Origin of the sequence: Streptomyces sp. NPDC058000, from assembly GCF_042886435.1 — a bacterium.
Lineage (GTDB): Bacteria > Actinomycetota > Actinomycetes > Streptomycetales > Streptomycetaceae > Streptomyces.
Map to the genome: position 1 here is coordinate 1 of NZ_JBHVQS010000100.1, position 18,055 is coordinate 18,055.

18 protein-coding genes and 3 pseudogenes are annotated in these 18,055 nt (G+C 69.2%); 8 read left to right on the forward strand and 13 right to left on the reverse strand.

The window, feature by feature from the left end; all coding sequences use genetic code 11:
- The first annotated feature begins 626 nt into the window (after positions 1 to 626).
- Positions 627 to 932, forward strand: a complete 306-nt coding sequence (locus ACFVT2_RS41865) for a hypothetical protein (protein WP_390027354.1) — start codon at positions 627 to 629, stop codon at positions 930 to 932.
- Here ACFVT2_RS41865 and ACFVT2_RS41870 read toward each other — a convergent pair.
- Positions 901 to 1,116, reverse strand: coding sequence for a hypothetical protein (locus tag ACFVT2_RS41870; RefSeq protein WP_390027357.1), 216 nt, complete (start codon positions 1,114 to 1,116; stop codon positions 901 to 903). The two genes, ACFVT2_RS41865 and ACFVT2_RS41870, sit on opposite strands and share 32 nt — an antisense overlap.
- Positions 1,117 to 1,118: 2 nt before the next feature.
- Here ACFVT2_RS41870 and ACFVT2_RS41875 point away from each other — a divergent pair, with 2 nt between their 5' ends.
- Positions 1,119 to 1,937 (forward strand): IS3 family transposase, encoded by an 819-nt coding sequence (locus tag ACFVT2_RS41875; protein WP_390027360.1) that lies wholly within the window; start codon positions 1,119 to 1,121, stop codon positions 1,935 to 1,937.
- A gap of 32 nt (positions 1,938 to 1,969) precedes the next feature.
- Here the strand turns inward: ACFVT2_RS41875 and ACFVT2_RS41880 are convergent.
- Positions 1,970 to 2,485, reverse strand: a pseudogene (locus tag ACFVT2_RS41880) (transposase); the annotation flags it as partial.
- A 252-nt stretch (positions 2,486 to 2,737) separates the two neighbouring features.
- On the opposite strand from ACFVT2_RS41880, the gene ACFVT2_RS41885 reads away from it, so the two are divergent.
- Positions 2,738 to 3,151: a hypothetical protein gene (locus ACFVT2_RS41885; protein ID WP_390027361.1), complete on the forward strand. Its 414-nt coding sequence runs from the start codon at positions 2,738 to 2,740 to the stop codon at positions 3,149 to 3,151.
- A 284-nt stretch (positions 3,152 to 3,435) separates the two neighbouring features.
- Here ACFVT2_RS41885 and ACFVT2_RS41890 read toward each other — a convergent pair whose 3' ends face one another.
- The 5 genes from ACFVT2_RS41890 to ACFVT2_RS41910 all read right to left on the reverse strand — a co-directional run bounded on the left by ACFVT2_RS41890 (position 3,436) and on the right by ACFVT2_RS41910 (position 9,390).
- On the reverse strand, positions 3,436 to 5,223 hold the full coding sequence (locus tag ACFVT2_RS41890; RefSeq protein WP_390027390.1) for an HAD-IA family hydrolase: 1,788 nt from the start codon (positions 5,221 to 5,223) through the stop codon (positions 3,436 to 3,438).
- A 147-nt stretch (positions 5,224 to 5,370) separates the two neighbouring features.
- A complete protein-coding gene (locus tag ACFVT2_RS41895) occupies positions 5,371 to 6,483 on the reverse strand; it encodes an ABC transporter ATP-binding protein (protein WP_390027363.1) in 1,113 nt (370 codons plus the stop codon).
- Positions 6,480 to 7,349 (reverse strand): ABC transporter permease, encoded by an 870-nt coding sequence (locus ACFVT2_RS41900; RefSeq protein ID WP_390027365.1) that lies wholly within the window; start codon positions 7,347 to 7,349, stop codon positions 6,480 to 6,482. Before ACFVT2_RS41900 ends, ACFVT2_RS41895 begins: the two co-directional genes overlap by 4 nt.
- On the reverse strand, positions 7,337 to 8,230 hold the full coding sequence (locus ACFVT2_RS41905) for an ABC transporter permease (protein ID WP_390027367.1): 894 nt from the start codon (positions 8,228 to 8,230) through the stop codon (positions 7,337 to 7,339). The genes ACFVT2_RS41900 and ACFVT2_RS41905 overlap by 13 nt, the downstream gene beginning before the upstream one ends.
- Before the next feature lie 8 nt (positions 8,231 to 8,238).
- Positions 8,239 to 9,390 carry an ABC transporter substrate-binding protein gene (locus tag ACFVT2_RS41910; protein WP_390027369.1) on the reverse strand — a complete coding sequence of 384 codons (1,152 nt, stop codon included), beginning with the start codon at positions 9,388 to 9,390 and terminating at the stop codon, positions 8,239 to 8,241.
- Between the two features lie 255 nt (positions 9,391 to 9,645).
- Between ACFVT2_RS41910 and ACFVT2_RS41915 the strand changes: the two genes are divergently transcribed.
- The gene (locus ACFVT2_RS41915; RefSeq protein ID WP_390027372.1) at positions 9,646 to 10,407 is read left to right on the forward strand and encodes a GntR family transcriptional regulator; all 762 of its coding nucleotides are present in this window, start codon (positions 9,646 to 9,648) and stop codon (positions 10,405 to 10,407) included.
- 7 nt (positions 10,408 to 10,414) lie between these two features.
- Here ACFVT2_RS41915 and ACFVT2_RS41920 read toward each other — a convergent pair.
- The 4 genes and pseudogenes from ACFVT2_RS41920 to ACFVT2_RS41935 form a co-directional block, all read right to left on the reverse strand.
- Positions 10,415 to 10,732: pseudogene (locus ACFVT2_RS41920) on the reverse strand (MATE family efflux transporter); the annotation flags it as partial.
- 186 nt (positions 10,733 to 10,918) lie between these two features.
- Positions 10,919 to 11,506, reverse strand: coding sequence for a hypothetical protein (locus ACFVT2_RS41925; RefSeq protein WP_390027374.1), 588 nt, complete (start codon positions 11,504 to 11,506; stop codon positions 10,919 to 10,921).
- Positions 11,464 to 11,940, reverse strand: a complete 477-nt coding sequence (locus ACFVT2_RS41930; protein ID WP_390027376.1) for a hypothetical protein — start codon at positions 11,938 to 11,940, stop codon at positions 11,464 to 11,466. Before ACFVT2_RS41930 ends, ACFVT2_RS41925 begins: the two co-directional genes overlap by 43 nt.
- A gap of 45 nt (positions 11,941 to 11,985) precedes the next feature.
- Positions 11,986 to 12,171, reverse strand: coding sequence for a hypothetical protein (locus ACFVT2_RS41935; protein ID WP_390027378.1), 186 nt, complete (start codon positions 12,169 to 12,171; stop codon positions 11,986 to 11,988).
- 285 nt (positions 12,172 to 12,456) lie between these two features.
- Between ACFVT2_RS41935 and ACFVT2_RS41940 the strand changes: the two genes are divergently transcribed.
- Positions 12,457 to 13,029 carry a cadmium resistance transporter gene (locus ACFVT2_RS41940; protein ID WP_390027380.1) on the forward strand — a complete coding sequence of 191 codons (573 nt, stop codon included), beginning with the start codon at positions 12,457 to 12,459 and terminating at the stop codon, positions 13,027 to 13,029.
- Between the two features lie 63 nt (positions 13,030 to 13,092).
- Here the strand turns inward: ACFVT2_RS41940 and ACFVT2_RS41945 are convergent, their stop codons facing one another.
- Positions 13,093 to 14,889 (reverse strand): DUF1003 domain-containing protein, encoded by a 1,797-nt coding sequence (locus tag ACFVT2_RS41945; protein ID WP_390027383.1) that lies wholly within the window; start codon positions 14,887 to 14,889, stop codon positions 13,093 to 13,095.
- Positions 14,890 to 15,114: 225 nt separating this feature from the next.
- On the opposite strand from ACFVT2_RS41945, the gene ACFVT2_RS41950 reads away from it, so the two are divergent.
- Positions 15,115 to 15,429: a hypothetical protein gene (locus tag ACFVT2_RS41950; protein ID WP_390027386.1), complete on the forward strand. Its 315-nt coding sequence runs from the start codon at positions 15,115 to 15,117 to the stop codon at positions 15,427 to 15,429.
- A 477-nt stretch (positions 15,430 to 15,906) separates the two neighbouring features.
- On the opposite strand, the gene ACFVT2_RS41955 is transcribed toward ACFVT2_RS41950, so the two are convergent.
- Positions 15,907 to 16,245, reverse strand: a complete 339-nt coding sequence (locus tag ACFVT2_RS41955) for a winged helix-turn-helix transcriptional regulator (RefSeq protein WP_390027388.1) — start codon at positions 16,243 to 16,245, stop codon at positions 15,907 to 15,909.
- Positions 16,246 to 16,363: 118 nt separating this feature from the next.
- Between ACFVT2_RS41955 and ACFVT2_RS41960 the strand changes: the two genes are divergently transcribed.
- Both ACFVT2_RS41960 and ACFVT2_RS41965 read left to right on the forward strand, forming a co-directional pair.
- Positions 16,364 to 17,062, forward strand: coding sequence for an alpha/beta fold hydrolase (locus tag ACFVT2_RS41960; protein ID WP_390027393.1), 699 nt, complete (start codon positions 16,364 to 16,366; stop codon positions 17,060 to 17,062).
- 34 nt (positions 17,063 to 17,096) lie between these two features.
- A pseudogene (locus tag ACFVT2_RS41965) lies at positions 17,097 to 17,939 on the forward strand (IS5 family transposase).
- Positions 17,940 to 18,055 lie beyond the last annotated feature (116 nt).

Below are 18,055 nucleotides of genomic sequence, written 5' to 3' on the forward strand. Positions count from 1 at the left end.
GAGCTACCTCGCCGGACTCCATCTCCGCGCAGCGACCATCTGGATCGGCAGTCTCCTGCAAGCCGATTGATCACAACCACAGACAGCCCCTAGGGCCAGGGCAGCGGTGATCGGTTGTCGCGCCGACCAATGTCTATGGTGAATGCCCGCTCCACTCAAGGCCGTGAACTGGGGTAATCCGGCTGTAAGTCAGGTACCGGACGTGACCCTTGGCATGTTTAGCCATGGTTGCAGCACCGATCCTCCAAACAAGGCGAAGGCGAGCCTGTGTGTTCCGACCTCGCCACGCCTCCGGCAGTGCGTAGCCCCCATCGGGGCTGCCGGGTACCTGGGGCGAGACCCTCGGCACCTCGCCGAGCTCCACCAGGCCGGACTCCGCCCCGGCGTCGGCCGCCTGCGCCTGGCCGTCGCGCTCATGCACCCACTGACCGCCCGCGGCATCCGCGCCACCCTCGCCAGCCTGGCCGCGCACCTACGCCACTCGCCCGCCCGCGGGGCCGGGCCGCCGCCATCGCCGCGATGCTCGCCACCGTCTACCTGGCCGGCGGCTGGGCCGGCCTGGTCTGCGGTGTGCTCGTACCGCGCGCCTGCTGCTGTATCCGCAGCTCGCCTGGACGTCACTGCTGGTGGAACACACCTGGTCCGACGCCGAACACCGCACCATCTCCCCGGCCTGGGCGGAAGCCAGCCGCTGCCTGCGCCTCTACCCCCGCAACCGCGCCCTGGCCCACCTCACCGCGGTGACCTGGCTCCCCTGCGGCGCCCTCCACCACTACGCCCACTCCGCCCACCCCAGCGTGCGCTGGAACTACCTGCCCGCCCTCGAACGTCGCCTGGCCGCACCCCACTTCACGCCCGACGGCCTCCTCCTGGGCCCCGGCTCCGTCGCCAGCCGGCACTTCACCCCGCCCTGGCACCGTGGGCGCTGGTGAAGGTGATCTCGCCGGGATTGATGCCGGTGTATTCGGGCACGCGGCGGCGGATGTACTGCTCGCGGACCGCCTGGCGGCTGGTGGGAACCCCTGCGAGGTGGTCCAGGGCCTGGTTCAGGTCCTGCCACCACGTATCCGGCAACTGAACGTCGTCGTCGACAGCGGCGACCGGGCTGGGCCCCACCGGTGGCCCGGTCCTCCTTCTACGCCTGGCTCTGCGCCGGGAAGACCCGCGCCGCCCGGCGGGCGTCCGACGACGCCCTGGCGCACGAGATCAACGTGCTCCACATCGCCTCCAAGAGCACCTACGGCGCCCCGCGCATTCACGCCGAACCACGTCGCCTGGGCCGACGCATCAACCGCAAGCGCGTCGAGCGGATCATGCGTGAACGCGGCATCACCGGCCACACCCGCCGCAAGCGCCGCGGTCTGACCCGGCAAGCGAAGAAGGCTGTGCCTGCCCCGGACCTCATCGGCCGCGACTTCACCGCCCAGGCACCCGGGACAAAGCTCGTCGGTGACATCACCTACATCGCCACCGCCCAGGGCTGGCTCTACCTCGCCACGCGGATCGACCTGGCCACCCGCGAGGTGGTCGGCTACTCCATGGCCGACCACCACCGCGCCACCCTCGTGGTCGACACCCTGCGCATGGCCGCCGGCCGCGGCCTCCTCAAGCCCGGCTGCATCGTGCATTCGGATCGCGGCAGCGAGTACACCTCGGACGAACTCCGTTACCACATACGTAAGTTGAACCTGAGGCAGAGTATGGGAAGAACGGGCTCCTGTTACGATAACGCCGCCGCGGAGAGTTTCTTCGCCGTGCTGAAAGAGGAGATCGGCACCCGATTCTGGGCCGACCGGGCAACCGCTCGCGCGGAGATCTTCTCCTTCATCGAGACCTTCTACAACCGCCGTCGCCTGCGCAGGCATCCAGAATGGGGCTACCTCACTCCCCTGGAGACACGGCAGCGGCACGAACAAGGTCACACCCTCGCAGCGTAAGGAACGAGTGTCCAAGACCGCCGGGGAACTTCAGTGGTGATGGCGGCGAGGTCGGCGCCAGGTGCCAGGCGAACGGCGTCAAGGATCGCCGTCCAGGAGGTCCGGCCTGTCTCCAGGGCCGCCACGATCGAGTAGGGCCAGCCGGGCATCATGTGATGCTTCGCTTCCCCGCGGCCGTAGGTGTGGCAAAACGAGCGGTCCGGGCAGGTCCCCGCATCCGGTCGTAGCCACGGCGAGACATCCACCGCCAGGACCAGCCGTCCGTCCGCCGCCCTGGGCAACGGCAACCCGGCCAGGACTCGTCGGAGGCGAGCGACGTTGATGTGACCGTCGTTGAGGCCGCCGTACAACGAACCGTGACCACAACGGTGTTCAGCGGCCAGCGCCAGCTCGACGAGCGAGCGGACCGGGCCATCGGTGCACAGCACCGCGTCACACAACTCGAACAACGCGTCGCCCCACGTGGTCAGACACGCATACAACTCCGCCCGGAAGCATGACACCTCCGCGAACGCCTCCCGCAGGACGCGCTGATCCCCCACACTCATGACTACGGCCTTCGCGCTCTTCCTGTGCCTTGTGACGAAGCAAAGGATCAGACGAAGGCCGCCCTCAAGTCCTCTGAACTGCGAAAACACTGATCAAGTTCGAGGCACGTTCGAGACTGGGTCTAAAAAAACAAGCTCAGTGATGGCAGCAGCGACCGCCCTCGATGCCGCGCTGCGCACCGACTTGCGCGCCGAGGTCGCCGCGACTCTGCGCGCGGCCGGTACCACTGCCGTCCCCGCCCCGGCTGGATCGTGCAGCAGGCAACGCCACAAGACCTCTACCGCGAGCCGGCCGATGCCGTCGTCGCCCGCTTCCTCGGCGAAGCCGACATCGCGCCTGCCCACACTGAGGGCCTGCAGGCCGACACCGACCTCGGCATCCTGAAACTGACCGTCAACGCCGGTGTGGCGCGCCGGGCACCAGTGCTCTTGCGGCCGAGTCAGCTGCGGCTCAGCCTGACGCCCGGTCCAGGCAAGGTACGCACCCGAGTACACCGCTGCCACTTCCGGGGCAGCGACCACCGGGTCGAACTCGCCCCGGAAACCAACGGGCTGCCCCCTCTCCTCATCGCCTACACCGATGCCGCATGGCACGAGGGGGAGGCGTACGTCGAGATCGACGGCCCCGCCCACCCTGTCGACGAGCCCACCGTGCCCCTGCCCTGAGCGGCTCTCAATGGAACAAGCGCTGCAGACCCGAAGCGGGCTGATCGGGCCGGAGTTATGCGGCCCAACCGGCCGATTGTGAAACGCCGTTCGCGTCCACTTCCAGTGCCCGCCCCACTTCACCCTTGCCAATTCTCGACGAGGGCAGTGCGATTGGTGTACGCCGGGGAGGTCACACCCTTGGCCTTCGAGAAGTCCAGCGGGCCCTTGAGTGCCGTTCACGGGATCCGGTCGGGGCCAGGCTGGGGCGGCAGTCCCCTGATGGGTGGAGCCGCCGGGTCACCTCATGAGCGGAGGGAGAACGTCGTGAGCACCGCGGCGTGGTCCGAGGGCCAGTCGTTCCCGGCCACGTCGGGGAAGAGTCCGTTGGTCCCGCTGACGTAGGCCGTCGCGTCGTGCACATCGAGGCGGGCTCCGGCGTAGAGCACGTAGTCGATGCGGTCCTGCGGCTCGGCTCGGCCGCTGCCGTCCTCGTGCGTGTCATGGACCGGGGACCAGGTGGCGCCTGGCTCGCGCAGCGGGTCGGGGTGTGCCACCCGGTAGGAGTCCCGCAGGCCCGCGTCCTCGGCGGCCTTGGTGACGGGCCAGCCGACGGGGCCGTAGCCGCACCGCAGCGGTGCGGTGGCCTGGGTCCAGTCCAGGTGGGAAGGGGCGTTGAAGTCACCGACGAGCAGTACGGGCGTGGTGTGGCGGTCGGCGAGCTGACCGGCCATGGCGGCGAGGATGTCCCGCATCTGGCCGAGGCGCCCGGAGCTCGCTTCGTCCTTGACGAGTTCGGGCACCGGCAGTTGCTCGAAGCAGGCGCTGTACGGGCCGTACGGCGTGTAGTTGAGGTGCGCGCTCCACAGCGCGACCTCCAGCGGTGTGTCCGCGCGGGAGTCGAGCCGGACGGTGACGCCGGTACCGCCGTAGAAGCCGGGGTCCGGGCTGCCGTGCCGGGCAACGATGGGATAGCGGCTGAGGACTCCGAGGTTCTCGCCGGCCTGGTGGTGATCCCAGCCGAGGGCTTCGGCCAGCTCCCTGGTGGCGGTGGAGTGCGTTTCCTGGAGGCCGACGATGTCCACGTCGGCCTCCAGCAGCACCCGTAGCTGCTTGTCGCGGTGGTCGCGCACTTTGGTGCCGCCGAACCACAGGTTCCAGCTCATCACCTTCAGCTCACGTACCAAAGGCTCGTTGGCCCCGACCACCGGGATACGGACGGCCAGCCTTGCCCGGCCGCCCGCGCCATCCGTCGCCGTGACAGTGACCTCCGTGGTCCCGGCAGCAGTGGGCGTACCGCGGAGGGTGCCGTCAGCGGAGACCTCGACCCAGTGCGCGCCGTGGTCCACGGCGAAGGTCACCGGGGCGGATGCGGCGGTGCCCCTGAGCAGTCCGGCGACGCTCGCCCGGAAGGGCTCGCCGACGCGGGCATTGCGGGTGGTGAGGGAGGTGGTGAGGAAGTACGGGCCCGCGTCCGTGACCAGGGACCGCAGCAGCGGCAGGTCGGCCCTCTTGAGGCTGTCCAGTACGGTCCGCCCGGGAGCGGGCGGGATCGGGGCCAGGGACGGCACCGCCAGCACCCGGCAGCCGGCGGCCTCGGCCGAGGCGACGCCTGTGGGGGTGTCCTCGACCGCGACGCATGCGGAGGGCCGTACGCCGAGCGCGTGGGCTGCGGCGAGATACGGGTCGGGGGCCGGCTTGCTGTGCTCGGTGTCGTCGGCGGTGACGGTGACGGTGAAGTGCCCGATGCCCAGGGTGCGCAGCACGATGTTCGCCACGGATCGGGGCGAGGCGGTGACCAGGGCCGTCGGGACGCCGGCGCGACTGAGCTCGTGGAGGAGTTGCACAGCGCCGGGCCGCGGCTCGACGCCGCGCGCCACCTGGGCGGCGAACTCCCGCTGCAGGGCGTCCGCGAGCTTCTCCTCGCAGGCTTCGGTGCCGAGGAGGTGTCGCAGATGGGCCGCCGTGTGCTGCACCGGGCGGCCGAGTACCTCGGGCAGGTCCGCGTCGGTGAGTTCGTGGCCCAGCTCCTGGGCCACATGGGCGACGGACAGCCACCACACTCCCTCGGTGTCGACGAGGGTGCCGTCCATGTCGAAGAGGACGGCCTGCAGTGGATGGTGGGTGGTGCCGAGGGTCACGGTTCTCTTTCGTTCTCTGTCGACAGTGGCGCTGTGCCGGCGGTGGTGCGACGCGCCGGTGTATGGGACGGCGGATCGGTCGGAGTTGGGGGGCGGTGCTCAGGCCCTGCGGGCGGCCACGAGCACCGGGCGGTCGGGCAGGGACACGGTCAGCCGTGTGCCCGGGGCGAGCGCGGCGGCGTCATGGCCGGGCAGATCGGCCTTGATGTCGGTGCCGTCGGGCAGTTGGACGGTCAGCCGGGTGACGGCGCCGAGGAAGGCGGCGGCGGTGACCCGTGCCGTGCCCTCGGGGTCCGCGGCCAGCCGGACCGCTTCGGGCCGGATCAGGACATCGATCTCGGGCCCCTCAGGGGCCTCACCGTCCACCGGCAGCCGCCTGCCCAGCGCCTCGACCGCCGTACGACCGTCCACGAGACGGCCGGCGAGACGGTTCATGGTGCCGACGAACTCGGCGACGAAGGCGGTGGCCGGGCGGCCGTACAGCTCGGCGGGTGCGGCGCACTGCTCCAACCGGCCCGCGCGCATCACCGCGACGCGGTCCGCCATGGACAGCGCCTCCTCCTGGTCGTGGGTCACGAAGAGGGTGGTGATACCGAGCTCCTGCTGCAGCCGCCGGATCTCGTCGCGGAGGGTGAGCCGTACCTTGGCGTCCAGCGCGGACAACGGCTCGTCCAGCAACAGCACTCGGGGACGCAGCGCCAGGGCGCGGGCGAGGGCGATGCGTTGCTGCTGGCCTCCGGAGAGCTGGTGCGGGTAGCGGTGGCCCTTGTCCGGCAGTCCCACCAGCTCCAGTAGCTCGGTGGCGCGAGCGCGCCGCTGGTCCGGGCGGACCTTGCGCATACGCAGTCCGAAGGCCACGTTGTCCAGGGCGTTCAGATGCGGGAAGAGGCTGTACGACTGGAAGACCATCCCGGCGTCCCGGCGGTGCGCGGGGACGCCGGTGACGTCCTCGCCGTCCACCAGGATCTGGCCGGCGTCGGGGTGCTCGAACCCGGCGAGCATCCGCAGGGCGGTGGTCTTGCCGCAGCCCGACGGGCCGAGCAGGGCGAGCAGTTCACCGGGGCGTACGGACAGGTCGAGTCCGTCGAGCGCGACGGTGGTGCCGAAGGCGCGGCGCAGGTCGCGGAGTTCAACGGTTGCGGCGTTCCCCGATGCGCTGGGGGCGCCGTGCGGCACGGCGGTCGGTGCGGTTGTGGTGGCGACGTCGGTCATGCCGGGTCACTCCTGGGTGTCGTACGGGAGGGGGAGCGCCGTCCGCCGAGAGCCGCCAGGGCCACCAGGAGTGCCCAGGTGACGAGCAGGCTGAGGACGGAGACGGCGACGGACAGTTGGGCCTGGGAGCCGCTGACGTTCACGATCCACACGGCGAACGGCTGAAAGCCGAGCAGCCGGGCGACGGTGAACTCGCCCAGGACCAGGGCGAGGGTGAGGAACGCCGCGTTCAGCAGCGCCCGGCGCAGATTGGGCAGCACCGCGCGGACCAGTGCCTGCGGCCAGCCCGCACCACAGCTGCGGGCGGCTTCCACGAGGGTGCGTACATCGACCGCGCGCAGCCCGGCGTCCAGCGCCCGGTACACGAACGGCAGCGCCATCACCGTGTAGGCGAGGACGAGCACGAGGGGGAACGACGGATTCTGCAGGACCACGAACGTCTGGTAGAGCGGCGTGGCCGCAAGGTGCTCCGGGCCCCAACGCAGCACGGTGACCAGCCCCGCCACGAAGGCGATCGGCGGTACCACCAGCGGCAGCGAGCAGACCATCTCCACCACGGGGCGCAGTCGGGGCGCGCCCAGCCGCAGCGCGACCATGGCGGGCACCATCAGCAGCAGCACGACCGCGATGGTGACGGCGGCCAGTTCCAGGGAGAGCAGCAGGCTGGAGGCGAATCCCTGGGCGCCGACGATCTGCCGGTACGCGTCCAGGGTCACACCCTTGCCCGGCACGTCGACGGTGAAGATCACCGAGGCGGTCAGCGGCACGAGGAAGTAGACCGCGGCGAGGGCGAACACCGCGCCGCGCCACAGACGCGGGCGGGACCCGGGCCGGGCGGTGGCCGGGGCGGGGGTCAGGCGAGCCATCGCGTGCTCCGTCGTTGCAGGGGCAGGTATACGGCCATCACCAGTGCGGCGATCACGACCATGTCGAGACTGAGCGCCAGGGCCACGTTCTCCTGGCCGACCAGGACGTTGCCGGAGATGGCGTCGGCGATCTGCAGGGTGACCAGCGGTACCGAACTGCCGACCATGGCGGCGGCGGTGGCGTAGGCGGCGAAGGAGCTGCCGAAGAGCAGCACCAGCCCGCCCAGGAGCGACGGAGTGAGCACCGGCAGGGCCACGTACCGCCAGAACTGCACGGTGGTGGCGCCGTTGTTCTGCGCGGCCTCACGCCACTGGGCGCGCAGCCCGTCGAGGGCGGGGGTGATGGTGAGCACCATCATCGGGACGAGGAAGTACAGATAGGTGAGGACGAGTCCCCAGAAGCTGTAGAGGTTCCAGCCCGCTTTGGACAGGCCCAAGTGCCGGGTGAGGACACCGGAGTTGCCGAGGGTGGCGACGAAGGCGAAGGCGAGCGGGATACCGCCGAAGTTGGCGAGCACCCCGGAGGCGGTGAGGACGGCCTCGCGCAGCGCGGTGAAGCGGGACGTCACCACGGCCTGGGCGAGCGGCAGTCCGAGCACCGCGGCGAGTACCGCGGAGACGGCGGACAGCTTGACACTGCCGAGCAGCGACGTCAGATAGGCGCCGTGCAGGGAGGCGCTGAGGTTGGCGGTGGTGTACGAGGAGGCCCCGGTGGCCGGGTCCTTGGCGGTGAAGGCACCGGAGAGCATGGCGAGGGCGGGAACCCCGAAGCTGAGCGCGGCGAACGCCAGCAGCGGGACCACCGCGAGCCAGCCCATCGAGCGGCGCCGCCCCGGGACGGTGACCGTCCCGGGGACGGAGGCACGGGCAGCGGCGGTCATGGACGGCGTCACCCGGAGACGGCCTTGCCCCAGCCCTGGCCCAGCAGCTGCTTGGCCTTGGACTGCTGGGCCTCGGACGGGAAGGTGGGAGTGCCGGAGACCTTGGGCAGCTTGGCCGCGGCCGCCTTGTCGAGGCTGCCGTCCTTCTCCATCGCGGCCATCAGCGCGGGGCGGGCGTGCCCCTTGAGCCAGAGGTTCTGGCCCTCGCCGCTGTAGAGGTACTCCTGCCACAGCCGGGCCGCAGCCGGGTGCGGGGCGTCCTTGGTGACGGCCTGCGAGTAGTACTGGGAGTACTTGCCGTCCTTGGGGACCGCGACCTTCCAGTCCACGCCCTTGCCCTTGAACTCGTCGGCGTACCCCGCGTTGAGGTAGTCCCAGTCGATGCTGATGGGCGTTTCGCCCTTCTCGATCGTGGCCGGGGTGGACTCGACCGGTGTGTAGTTGCCGTTCTTCTTGAGCTTGGCGAAGAAGTCCAGGCCGGGCTGGACGTCGTCGAAGGAGCCGCCGTTGGCCAGGGACGCCGCGAACACGCCGCCGAAGGCCGAGCCGGACTTGGTGGGGTTTCCGTTCAGTGCGACCTGCCCCTTGTACTGGGGGTCGAGCAGATCGGCGAAGGTCTCGGGGCACTTCGTGACGCGCTTGGCGTCGCAGCCGATGGAGGTGTAGCCGCCGTAGTCGTTGTACCAGCGGGCCTGGGCGTCCTTCTGCCCCGTGGGGATGGCGTCGTACGAGGCGACCTTGTACGGCGCGAGCAGGCCCTGCTGGGCGGCGCTGACCGCGAAGGAGCTGCCGAGGTCGAGCACGTCGGGGGCGCGGTCCTGGCCCTTGCGGGAGGTGACGGCGTTGATCTCGTCCTGGCTGGCGCCGCCCGGGTTCTCGACCTTGACCTTGATCCCGTACTTCTTGGTGAACCCGTCGATCAGGGCACCGTAGTTGGCCCAGTCACGCGGAATGGCTATCGCGTTGAGCGTGCCCTCCTTCTTGGCCGCGTTGACCAGGGCGTCCATACCGCCGAAATCCTTCGCCGAGGTGGCGGAGGCGGCCTTCGCGCCACCGGCCCCGGACTGGGCGGTGGGGGCAGCGCCGCAGGCGCTGAGAGTGAGTACGGCAGCCGCCAGGCTGCCCGCGAGGACAGTCGTCCTCGGAAGGGACACGTTCACGATCTCTCCGTCGACTTGTTTGGACAAGCTGACCCCAGTTAGCACGCCATTCCTGTCACGGAGATGAACACGGAGGGAATTCGCCACTGGCCGCAGGCGACACCCTTGACCAGTGTGATCCGCATCTCGCGGGACCGAAGGAGCCGGGGCGGGAAGCGGCCCACACCTCGGCCAGAGCTCGTCTACGCTGACGGCGACCAAGAGATCTGTGCACAAGCACTGTGCACAACTCGTCCATCCGACCAAGGGGGGTCGTTGACAGCGCGGCACGAGCAGATAGCCGAGGAGCTCCGTCGGGCGATCGACAGCGAGGAGTATCCGGTCGGCACGCCGTTCCCCTCCGAGAGCGAGCTCTCCGCACGCTTCGGCGTCTCACGCGGCACAGTGCGGCAGGCCGTCGCAGCGCTGACCACGGAGGGGCTGATCGGCTCCCGGCAGGGTGCCCTGCGGGTGGTGCTGGCCAGTAGACGCAGCCAGAGCTTCGCCGAGCTGCGCAGCTTCGCCCAGTGGGCGCGCGCCATGGGCCGTACCGCAACGGGCACGGTGGTGCTGACCGAGCGCAGGCCCGCAACCGCGGAGGACGCGTCGCGGCTCCGTCTGCGCACCGGCACCGACGTGCTGTCCGTGCTGCGCGTCCGCGGACTGGACGGAGACCCCGTACTCGTGGAACGCACCGTCTACGCGGACTGGATCGCACCGGACGTCGAACGCATCGAACCGGACTGCCCGTCGGTGACCCAGCGGCTGTACGAGGGGACCGGCCTGGTCTTCGCGTACGGCGAGCACCTCATCGACGCGGTGGCCGCCGGCGCCCGCGATGCCGAACTGCTCGGCATCCGCCGTACCAGCCCGCTCCTGCGCGTACGCCGGGTCACCACCACCCACGCCGGCCGGCCCGTCGAGTGGTCCGACGACCGCTACCGCTCCGACGCCGTGAGCTTCAGCGTCCACAACTCGATCGGCACCAACCCGCTCGCCCGCCGAACCGGCCCCCGCCTCGACCCAACTGCCTGCTGAGCGCCCGTTAGGCTGCAGGAACAGGCTGTTCGATGGTGAACTTCGCACGCAGGGCGGTGCTGAAGCGACGTAGGAGCAGGATGGCGGTGGCGGCGAGGCCGGTGAGCAGGCCGAGCCAGATGCCGAGGGTGTGGAGCCCAGCGGCGTAGCCGAGGAGCCATGCGGCGGGCAGGCCGATGAGCCAGTAGCCGATGAGGGTGATGCGGAATCCGCTCTTGGTGTCGTCGAGGCCGCGCAGGAGTCCGACGCCGATGTTCTGGGCGCAGTCGAAGAACTGCAGGACCATGATGACGAGGAGCAGGTGGGCGGCGATCGACACCGCCTGCGCGTCGCGGGCTCTGGGCGGTGCCGGCGAGTTCGATGAACCGCTCGCGAAACGCGGGCAGCTTCAGGTCCCGGCACGCCTCGTCGATGAGCATGTCCTCCGGGTCGCCCAGCAGGGACACCCTCCTCTGCGGGATCCGGTCCCGGTCCTGGTCCGCGTCGTGGTTGGTGACGGTGATGGCGCGGGTCATGCCCCCTGGCCTTTCTGGTTCTGGCTGGTCTCGCGGGTGGCGACCAGGTTCAGCAGCCGGTCGTACTTGCTCATGTCGGGCAGCGTCGTGCGTGGATCAGGCGGCAGGCGGCGCGCGTGCAGCGAGATCACCCTCGCCCCGACCGCCTCCTTGCCCGGGCTCTCGCCGCCCGCGTCGTCGGCCGCCCTGTCGTCGGTGAGAAGTTCGGCGTCCTCGTCGTCGGTGCCCTCCATCGCCTTACGGGCCTCGATCGCGACGAGGTCGGTGGACACCGAGCCGATCCGAAGACAGGTCTCCATCGCCTTCACCAGGGCCTCGGCCGGCAACTGACGGAGCAGCAGCAAGACCTCGATCCGCATTCGAGTGCCCTCCCGGTCCCCGGCCTTCTGCTTGGCCGCGGCCCAGAACGCCTCGTGGACCTTCGTGAAGCCGCCCTCCGCGCGGGCCTGCGCCAGTGCGGAGGCACCAGCGAACGCACCCGGCTTGACCAGCAGGATCTCCAGGTAGTGGTCCAGGAAGTCGTGGTAGGTGTAACGGCGCGTCAGGCGAGGGTGGCGGGCGACGACCTGACGGCCGTCGAACACCCACAAATCGTTCGCCCGCAGCTTGACCCGCACCTTCTGCCCGATGAACTTCTCGGCACCGAGTAGTAGCCCTGGCGGACCGTGATCCGCCTGTTGCGGGCGACCGTGGGCGTCAGGTCGATCCCGCAGTCGTAGTCGTCGGCTGGCAGCAGCCGAAGCCGGTCGCGCTCGGCCTCGAAGTCGAACCCGAACCGGAACCGGAACCGGAACCGGAACCAGCGCAGCAGATCGTAGGCGTAGGAGCGGCACGAAGCCGCCGTGTTCCCGCAGGCCACAAGCTCACTCAGGAACTCACTCACCGGCTCGACCGGAAGTCCGGAGCCACCAAGCACTTCCCAGGGCAGCGAGGCGTCGTCGGTCGACACCAAACTCCCGATCCGGGCCACCACCAGCCCGGCAGCGAGCTCTCCCGGTCGGGGCGCATCCTGATCCATCACATCTCCGTCCGCTCGGCAGCGTTCCGGACGGAGACTTCTCGCCTACCCGGCCATCACGGAGGAGGGCACGCCGATAGTGCGGTCAACGGGGCGGTGGACGGCCTTGCCGGAGTAGGACAGGCGCAGGGTGAACAGCACGCACTTGCGGCGCTGCCCGGCCAGGTCCAGCCAGAACTCCGCGAAGTCGACCTCCGCCTCCTCCCCAGGCCGTTTCGCCTGCGGGACCACCGATTCGCCTCACCGGACCGGTTGGGTTCGTGGGCGGGACTGACTTCGCGGGTGCGTCTTGGCTGCGTCAAGGCCCTCGCGAGTGGCGTCCACTCCCGGTAGCTTGTCCTCGCGCCCGTGATGACACAGGAGGAGATGGTGTGCACCAGCCCATCAGCGGCGTTCGCCGGTCTCCTCCCATGTGATCCGGCCATGACCTGCGCCTTTGTGGGCGTCGGCTCTGTCGGTCGGCTCGTCGCGGGGCGGGTCTAGGTGGCCGGCGTTGTGGCGACTGCGGCCACGGCGGTGGGGCTGTTCGCCGGGACCAATATCGATGACCTTGTGGTGCTGGCGATGCTGTTCCTGTCCAGCCAGGCCACCGGGGCGCTCAGGTCCGGGCAGATCTGGGCGGGGCAGGCCGCCGGGTTCACCGTCTTGGTGGCTGTCTCGGTGAGCGCCGCGCTCGGCTTGGCCGTCGTCCCCGACAGATGGGTCGGTTTGCTTGGCCTGGCCCCGCTGGTCCTGGGGGTCTTGGGCCTGGTCAGAGCCGCACGGGCACAGCGCTCCGGCGAGCCGGTCCCGGCGGTTGCCGCTACGGGTCCGGCGTCGGTGATGGTCCTGACCGTGATCAACGGGGCCGACAACCTCAGTGTCTATCCTCCGGTGCTGCGGACCATCGGCGTCGGTTCGGCCGTGGTCACCATCGTCGTGTTCGGCGGCGGGGTGGTGCTGTGGTGCGTGCTCGGCTCCTGGCTCGGCTCCCACCGGAAGATCGTCGAGGTCATCGGACGGTGGGGACACTGGATCATCCCCACCGTCTTCGTCACCATCGGAGTCATCATTCTGCCCGGCTCCGGCGTCCTTGCCGCGATCCGCTGAGCCGTCCGATTCCGTGAGGGAGAGAGACCAGTGGATCGCGCGGGGACACTGACACGCCCGCGGCTACGAATCCTGCCCCCGGCACGCCGAAGGGGGCGCGGTTTCCGCCTGATCGAGCTGTGTTGCCGCTTTGACGGCTTCCATGGCCGCGACCTCGTTCGGTACGCGGGGCCGGGCGCCCAGGCCCAGGAAGCCGCCTTCGTTGTTGGCGTCGGCGACGGTCGCGGTGATGTCCATCAGGAATGCGCGGAAATCGGTGAGTTCCTCCGGCGCGGTTTGGGCGACGATGGCGGTGGCCTCACGGATCGTTTGCAACGCGGGCCCCGCATAGTCGGCGTACCTGGTGCCCGGCTGGAGTCCGGTGTCGAAGGTGGACGCCTCCGCGAGTTCGCGGATCAATCGCCTGGAATGGCTGATGCTGGCCTCCCGCAGCAGCTTGACCAGCGCGAAGATCTCCTCGGGATCGGCGACGCCCTCGGCGAGCGCCACCAGTACGCCAGAGGCCATCAAGGACTTCCCCAGCGTCGCCCATTCCTCAGGGGTGAAGTCCAACTCCCCAGCACCGCCCGCGCCCTGGCCCGTGCGCAGGACCTGGAAGCCGATGTCGGCCAGCACCGCGGGAACGCGCCCGGCCGCTTCCACGGCCTGCGCCCGTGTGTGATCGGATAGGTCCTCCCAGGGCACCATGTCGGGTTGCCTGCCGTCACGCTGTCCGGGCAGGCCGGCCGCTCCGTAAGCGCCGTGTTCGGGCAAACGGTGCTCGTACTCCAGCCGGGCCAGCACCAGTGCCTCCTCCTCGGTGAAGACGGTGGTCAGCGTTGGATCGGATGCGGGCACCATCAGGCAGCCGATCGCGGCCAGCCGGTCACCGAGCTGGTGCGCCTGAAGACGGTTTGCCTCTTTCAGTTCTTCCGGCAGTTCGTCCCAAGGGCGCAACACGGTCCGACTGTCCGGCTCCTGGCCTTCGTCGAGAGCGGCTTCCAGTCTGCTCTGATGGATGGCCTGCGCCAGGTGTCCGGTGACCTGGGCGCTGGTGTAGTCGGCAAGGCTGTTGATGACGCGGTCCTGTGCCATCAGACGTGCCTTCATCCGGCGGCACTCGTGCAGGATGGCCTCGGCGTCGAGGAGAGTCTGCTCCGCGCGGCGGTCTGCGGCCTGGCCCAGCACGTCCTGCCCGACCATGATCACGATCATGAAGAGCAGCTGGGCCAGGGTGGACAGAAAGCTCATGAAAGCGAACGGGTACGGATCGAACCGCTGCAGGCCCAACTGCGCCATGCCCATCCAGACCACCTGGGTCCCGACGGCGATATAGAAGGCCCACATGCTGCCCAGACGTCGCGTCAGCCAGGCGGCGATCCGGCCGTTGACACCCGTGACCTGGTCGATGGCCTGGGGCGGCGGCTGCACCCGGTGCCGCTCGATCCACGGGTGCGCACTCGACTCAAGCAGGCTGACCCCACGGCCGAGCGCGCGGTCGTGCCGGTCCAGGTGTGCCTGGAGATCCGCGACCCGCTCGAAGATCCCCTCAGCGTTCTCGTACGTCTGGACCGCCCGACGGTCAGCAGCCGCGCCCAGCACGCGCTGACCGACCATGATCACAAGGCAGAGAACAAGCTGGACCACGTTGTCCAGGAACAGCAGAAACCCGAACGGATAGGGATCGACCCGGTGCAGCGGGCCCCAGGTCGCCAGGGCCATCCATCCGCCGACGACGGCCAGGGTGACATATAAGGCGGGCATCGAACCCGCCGCTCGCGTCAGCGCGGCCGCAAAGGCACCATTGAAACCGACCTGCTCGTCGGCGATCGTCACCGGCTGCTGCCGCGGCAGATCCGTCACCGTATCGGCTGCGCTCATGCCCGCCCCCACGATAGATCCCGAGACTGCTGCCGCAGCCCCGCACATGATGGCACCTGCCCACCCGGCCAGTCGACTGCGGGATTTGTATTCTGACGGCACGTCAATATTCCTATCTCGGGCAGCGTTTGGCGTCTTGCGGTCGATTTCGGCTCGGATGAATGCCCGTCACGCGACCCTGTCGCTACGGGCGTTGCTGGTACTGAAAAACACCGAGGTCGCCCGGTGACAAACGATCACCTCGACGCGATCATGCCGCCGACCGGCCGGAGCATCCCATCCGCCACTCACGCCAGTGCCTGTGACCCGCAGAAATCAAGATGGAAAAGCCATCGCGCCCTCGTCGACCGCCTACCGAAGCCCCAGGGGGCCGCGCTGCGCGCCCGCCTTGACCTCGACGCCCTCGAACCCGGACTACACGAAACCCTCGCCGGACTCCGCTGCGAGGTCAACGGCACCGCCTACTCCAGTGACGGACTGCGCACTGCCATCGCCGCCCGCCTCGCCGACCAGCAGGCCACCCCGCTCCCCGCCACGTAGGCCACCCCGCGCCACCCAACGCCCCGGAACGGCGCCCCTTCGACCGGGGCGCCGCCGTGCGCGGGGGCGCGTGGGGACGGCTATGGCGCGGGGAGGGGAAGTGGCTTGGGAGCATATTTCGGCAGCCATTGCCTGTATCTACGGCCTTGGGGATTCTCTTGAACTACTACTGCGATGACACAAGCCACCCGCCCCATACAAGATCGCTTAGAGGTCGCGCAAATAGAGTGGTGAGGTATGGCCCTGGTGGTGGGGCGGGCACAGGCATTGATGATCATGAGGTGTCTACGCTTCGTGATCGCCAGAGGTGTCCGTGCCTACGTTGCCATCATGGCTGACTACCCCCGCTGTGGGACCAATTCGCCGCGTTGATTCCCGTCCGTAGCCTGATCCGCAAAGCCTGGGCCCTCTATCGGTGGGACACCCGACCCACGCGCCGCCCCTGATGACCACCCATGCGCGCGGCCTCTTACTCGTTTAGCGGTCGTCGTAGGCCGTGCGAGCGGCGTCGATGTGTGGCAGGTGCGTGATGCTCCATTCGAGCAGCGGCGCGGTGGCCTCGCGCAGGCTCCGGCCCATCGCGGTCAGTTCGTAGCTGACGTGCGGCGGCATGACGTTTCGGACCGTGCGCGTCAGGATCCCGTCGCGTTCGAGGTCGCGCAGCGTCACGGTGAGCATGCGCTGGCTGATGCCGTCGATGGCCCGCTTGAGCTCGGTGAAGCGCAACGGCTCGTCCTTGAGCATGCGCACAATCAGCAGCGCCCACTTGTCCCCGACGATCCCGAGGACTTCACGGGTCTTGCACGGGTCCTGCACGGTTACCTCCTGAGAACCGGGGCACCGAAAAGTGCCGTATTGCCCGGGGGGCGTCGTGGGGATCACGATGTTCGCGGTCACCAAAGAGTACCGAGGCACGAGGAGGAACCACACGACCATGGCCACATTTCTACTGGTACACGGCGCCTGGCACAACGGGCGAAGCTGGGACCGGGTGGTCCCGCTGCTGGAGGCGGCCGGGCACCGGGTGCTCGCGCCGTCGCTGACCGGCTACGGCGACAAGGCACACCTGCTGAGCCCCAAGATCGGGCTCGGAACCCACATCGACGACGTCGCCGGCCTGATCGAAGACGAGCACCTCGACGACGTCGTGCTCGTCGGGCACAGCTACGCCGGGATGGTCATCTCGGGAGTCGCCAACCGGGTCCCGAAGCGGATCGCACATCTGGTGTTCCTCGACGCGATGGTCCCCGAAGACGGCGACACCGCTGTCGACGTCCTCCCTGTCACCAAGCAGCTCATCGACCTCGCCGTGGACGGCTGGCGGGTTCCGCCGATGCCCGAGCAGCCGCCGCCGCTTGGCTTGTTCGGCGTCACCGATCCCGACGACCTCGCCTGGTTGCGCTCGATGCTGTCGGACCAGCCGGTGCGGTGCCTGCGGGAGCCAGTCCTGCTGGACGACCCGGCCGCGCGCACGATCCCGCGCACACACATCCACTGCCTCGAGGGCCAGCCGGCAGACATCACCCGGCGTCCCGTCCCGGCAGGCGAACGAGTACGCGAGCTGCCGACCGGCCACGACTGCATGATCACCATGCCCGTCGAGCTCACCGCGCTGCTGCTCGAGACGGCCTAGAGGCCGCACACTTGGGTGATCATCAGGAGTACCTGTGCCCGCGTTGCCATCATGGCTGACCACCCCGCTGTGGGACCGGTTCGCCGCGCTGATCCCCGCCCGACCAGTGGTCGATCCCGCGCACCCACTGGGGTGTCATCGGCGGCGGATCAGTGATCGGACCGTGTTCGACAAGCTCATCCAGGTGTTGCGGTTCGGCTGCTCCTACGAGGCGATCGCCGACACCACGTGCTCGGCGTCCACGATCCGCAACCGCCGCGACGAGTGGATCAAGGCCGGGCTGTTCGCCGCGCTCAAGCGGATCGCGCTGGACGCCTACGACCGCATCGTCGGCCTGATACTGGACCAGATCGCCGTGGACGGCTGTATCACCAAGGCCCCCGGCGGTGGCCAGTGCACTGGTCCGTCCCCGGTCGACCGGCGCAAGCAGGGCATGAAACGGTCGTTGATGGTCGAGGGCCACGGCATCCCGCTGGGTCGCGTGCTGGCCGGCGCCAACCGGCACGACTCACCGCTGTTGGCTCCCACCCTGGACAAACTCGATGATCTCGGCCCGCTGCCCGCCGACATCACCGTGCACCTGGACTCCGGCTACGACTCCGGCAAGACCCGCACCGAGCTCGCCGGACGACACCTGCACGGCCAGATCGCCCACAAGGGCGAGAAAGCACCGATCCAGGCAAGTCAGCACTGGCATGTGGAACGCACGAACGCCTGACACAACACCTTCAACCGGCTCCAACGCTGCTATGAACGCCGCGAGGTCGTCATCGACGCCTTCTTCGACCTCGCCGACGCGATCCTCACCGTGCGTAGCCTGATCCGCCAAGCCTGGACCCTGTACCGGTGGGACAGCCGCCCGGCACGTCGCCCGTGATGATCACCAATTTGCGCGGCCACTAGGCAGTGTCTGATGGCTCTTTGACGAGATCACGGAGCCAGATCACGATGGCTGCGGTGGTCAGGGTGCCGTGGAAGATGTAGTCGCGTTTG

What these genes read in the sequence shown, in the direction of transcription:
- ACFVT2_RS41890 (WP_390027390.1), bottom strand. Translation starts at nt 5,223, where the DNA reads ATGGACGGCACCCTCGTCGACACCGAGGGAGTGTGGTGGCTGTCCGTC.
- ACFVT2_RS41895 (WP_390027363.1), bottom strand. Translation starts at nt 6,483, where the DNA reads ATGACCGACGTCGCCACCACAACCGCACCGACCGCCGTGCCGCACGGC.
- ACFVT2_RS41900 (WP_390027365.1), bottom strand. Translation starts at nt 7,349, where the DNA reads ATGGCTCGCCTGACCCCCGCCCCGGCCACCGCCCGGCCCGGGTCCCGC.
- ACFVT2_RS41905 (WP_390027367.1), bottom strand. Translation starts at nt 8,230, where the DNA reads ATGACCGCCGCTGCCCGTGCCTCCGTCCCCGGGACGGTCACCGTCCCG.
- ACFVT2_RS41930 (WP_390027376.1), bottom strand. Translation starts at nt 11,940, where the DNA reads ATGGATCAGGATGCGCCCCGACCGGGAGAGCTCGCTGCCGGGCTGGTG.
- ACFVT2_RS41945 (WP_390027383.1), bottom strand. Translation starts at nt 14,889, where the DNA reads ATGAGCGCAGCCGATACGGTGACGGATCTGCCGCGGCAGCAGCCGGTG.
- ACFVT2_RS41960 (WP_390027393.1), top strand. Translation starts at nt 16,364, where the DNA reads ATGGCCACATTTCTACTGGTACACGGCGCCTGGCACAACGGGCGAAGC.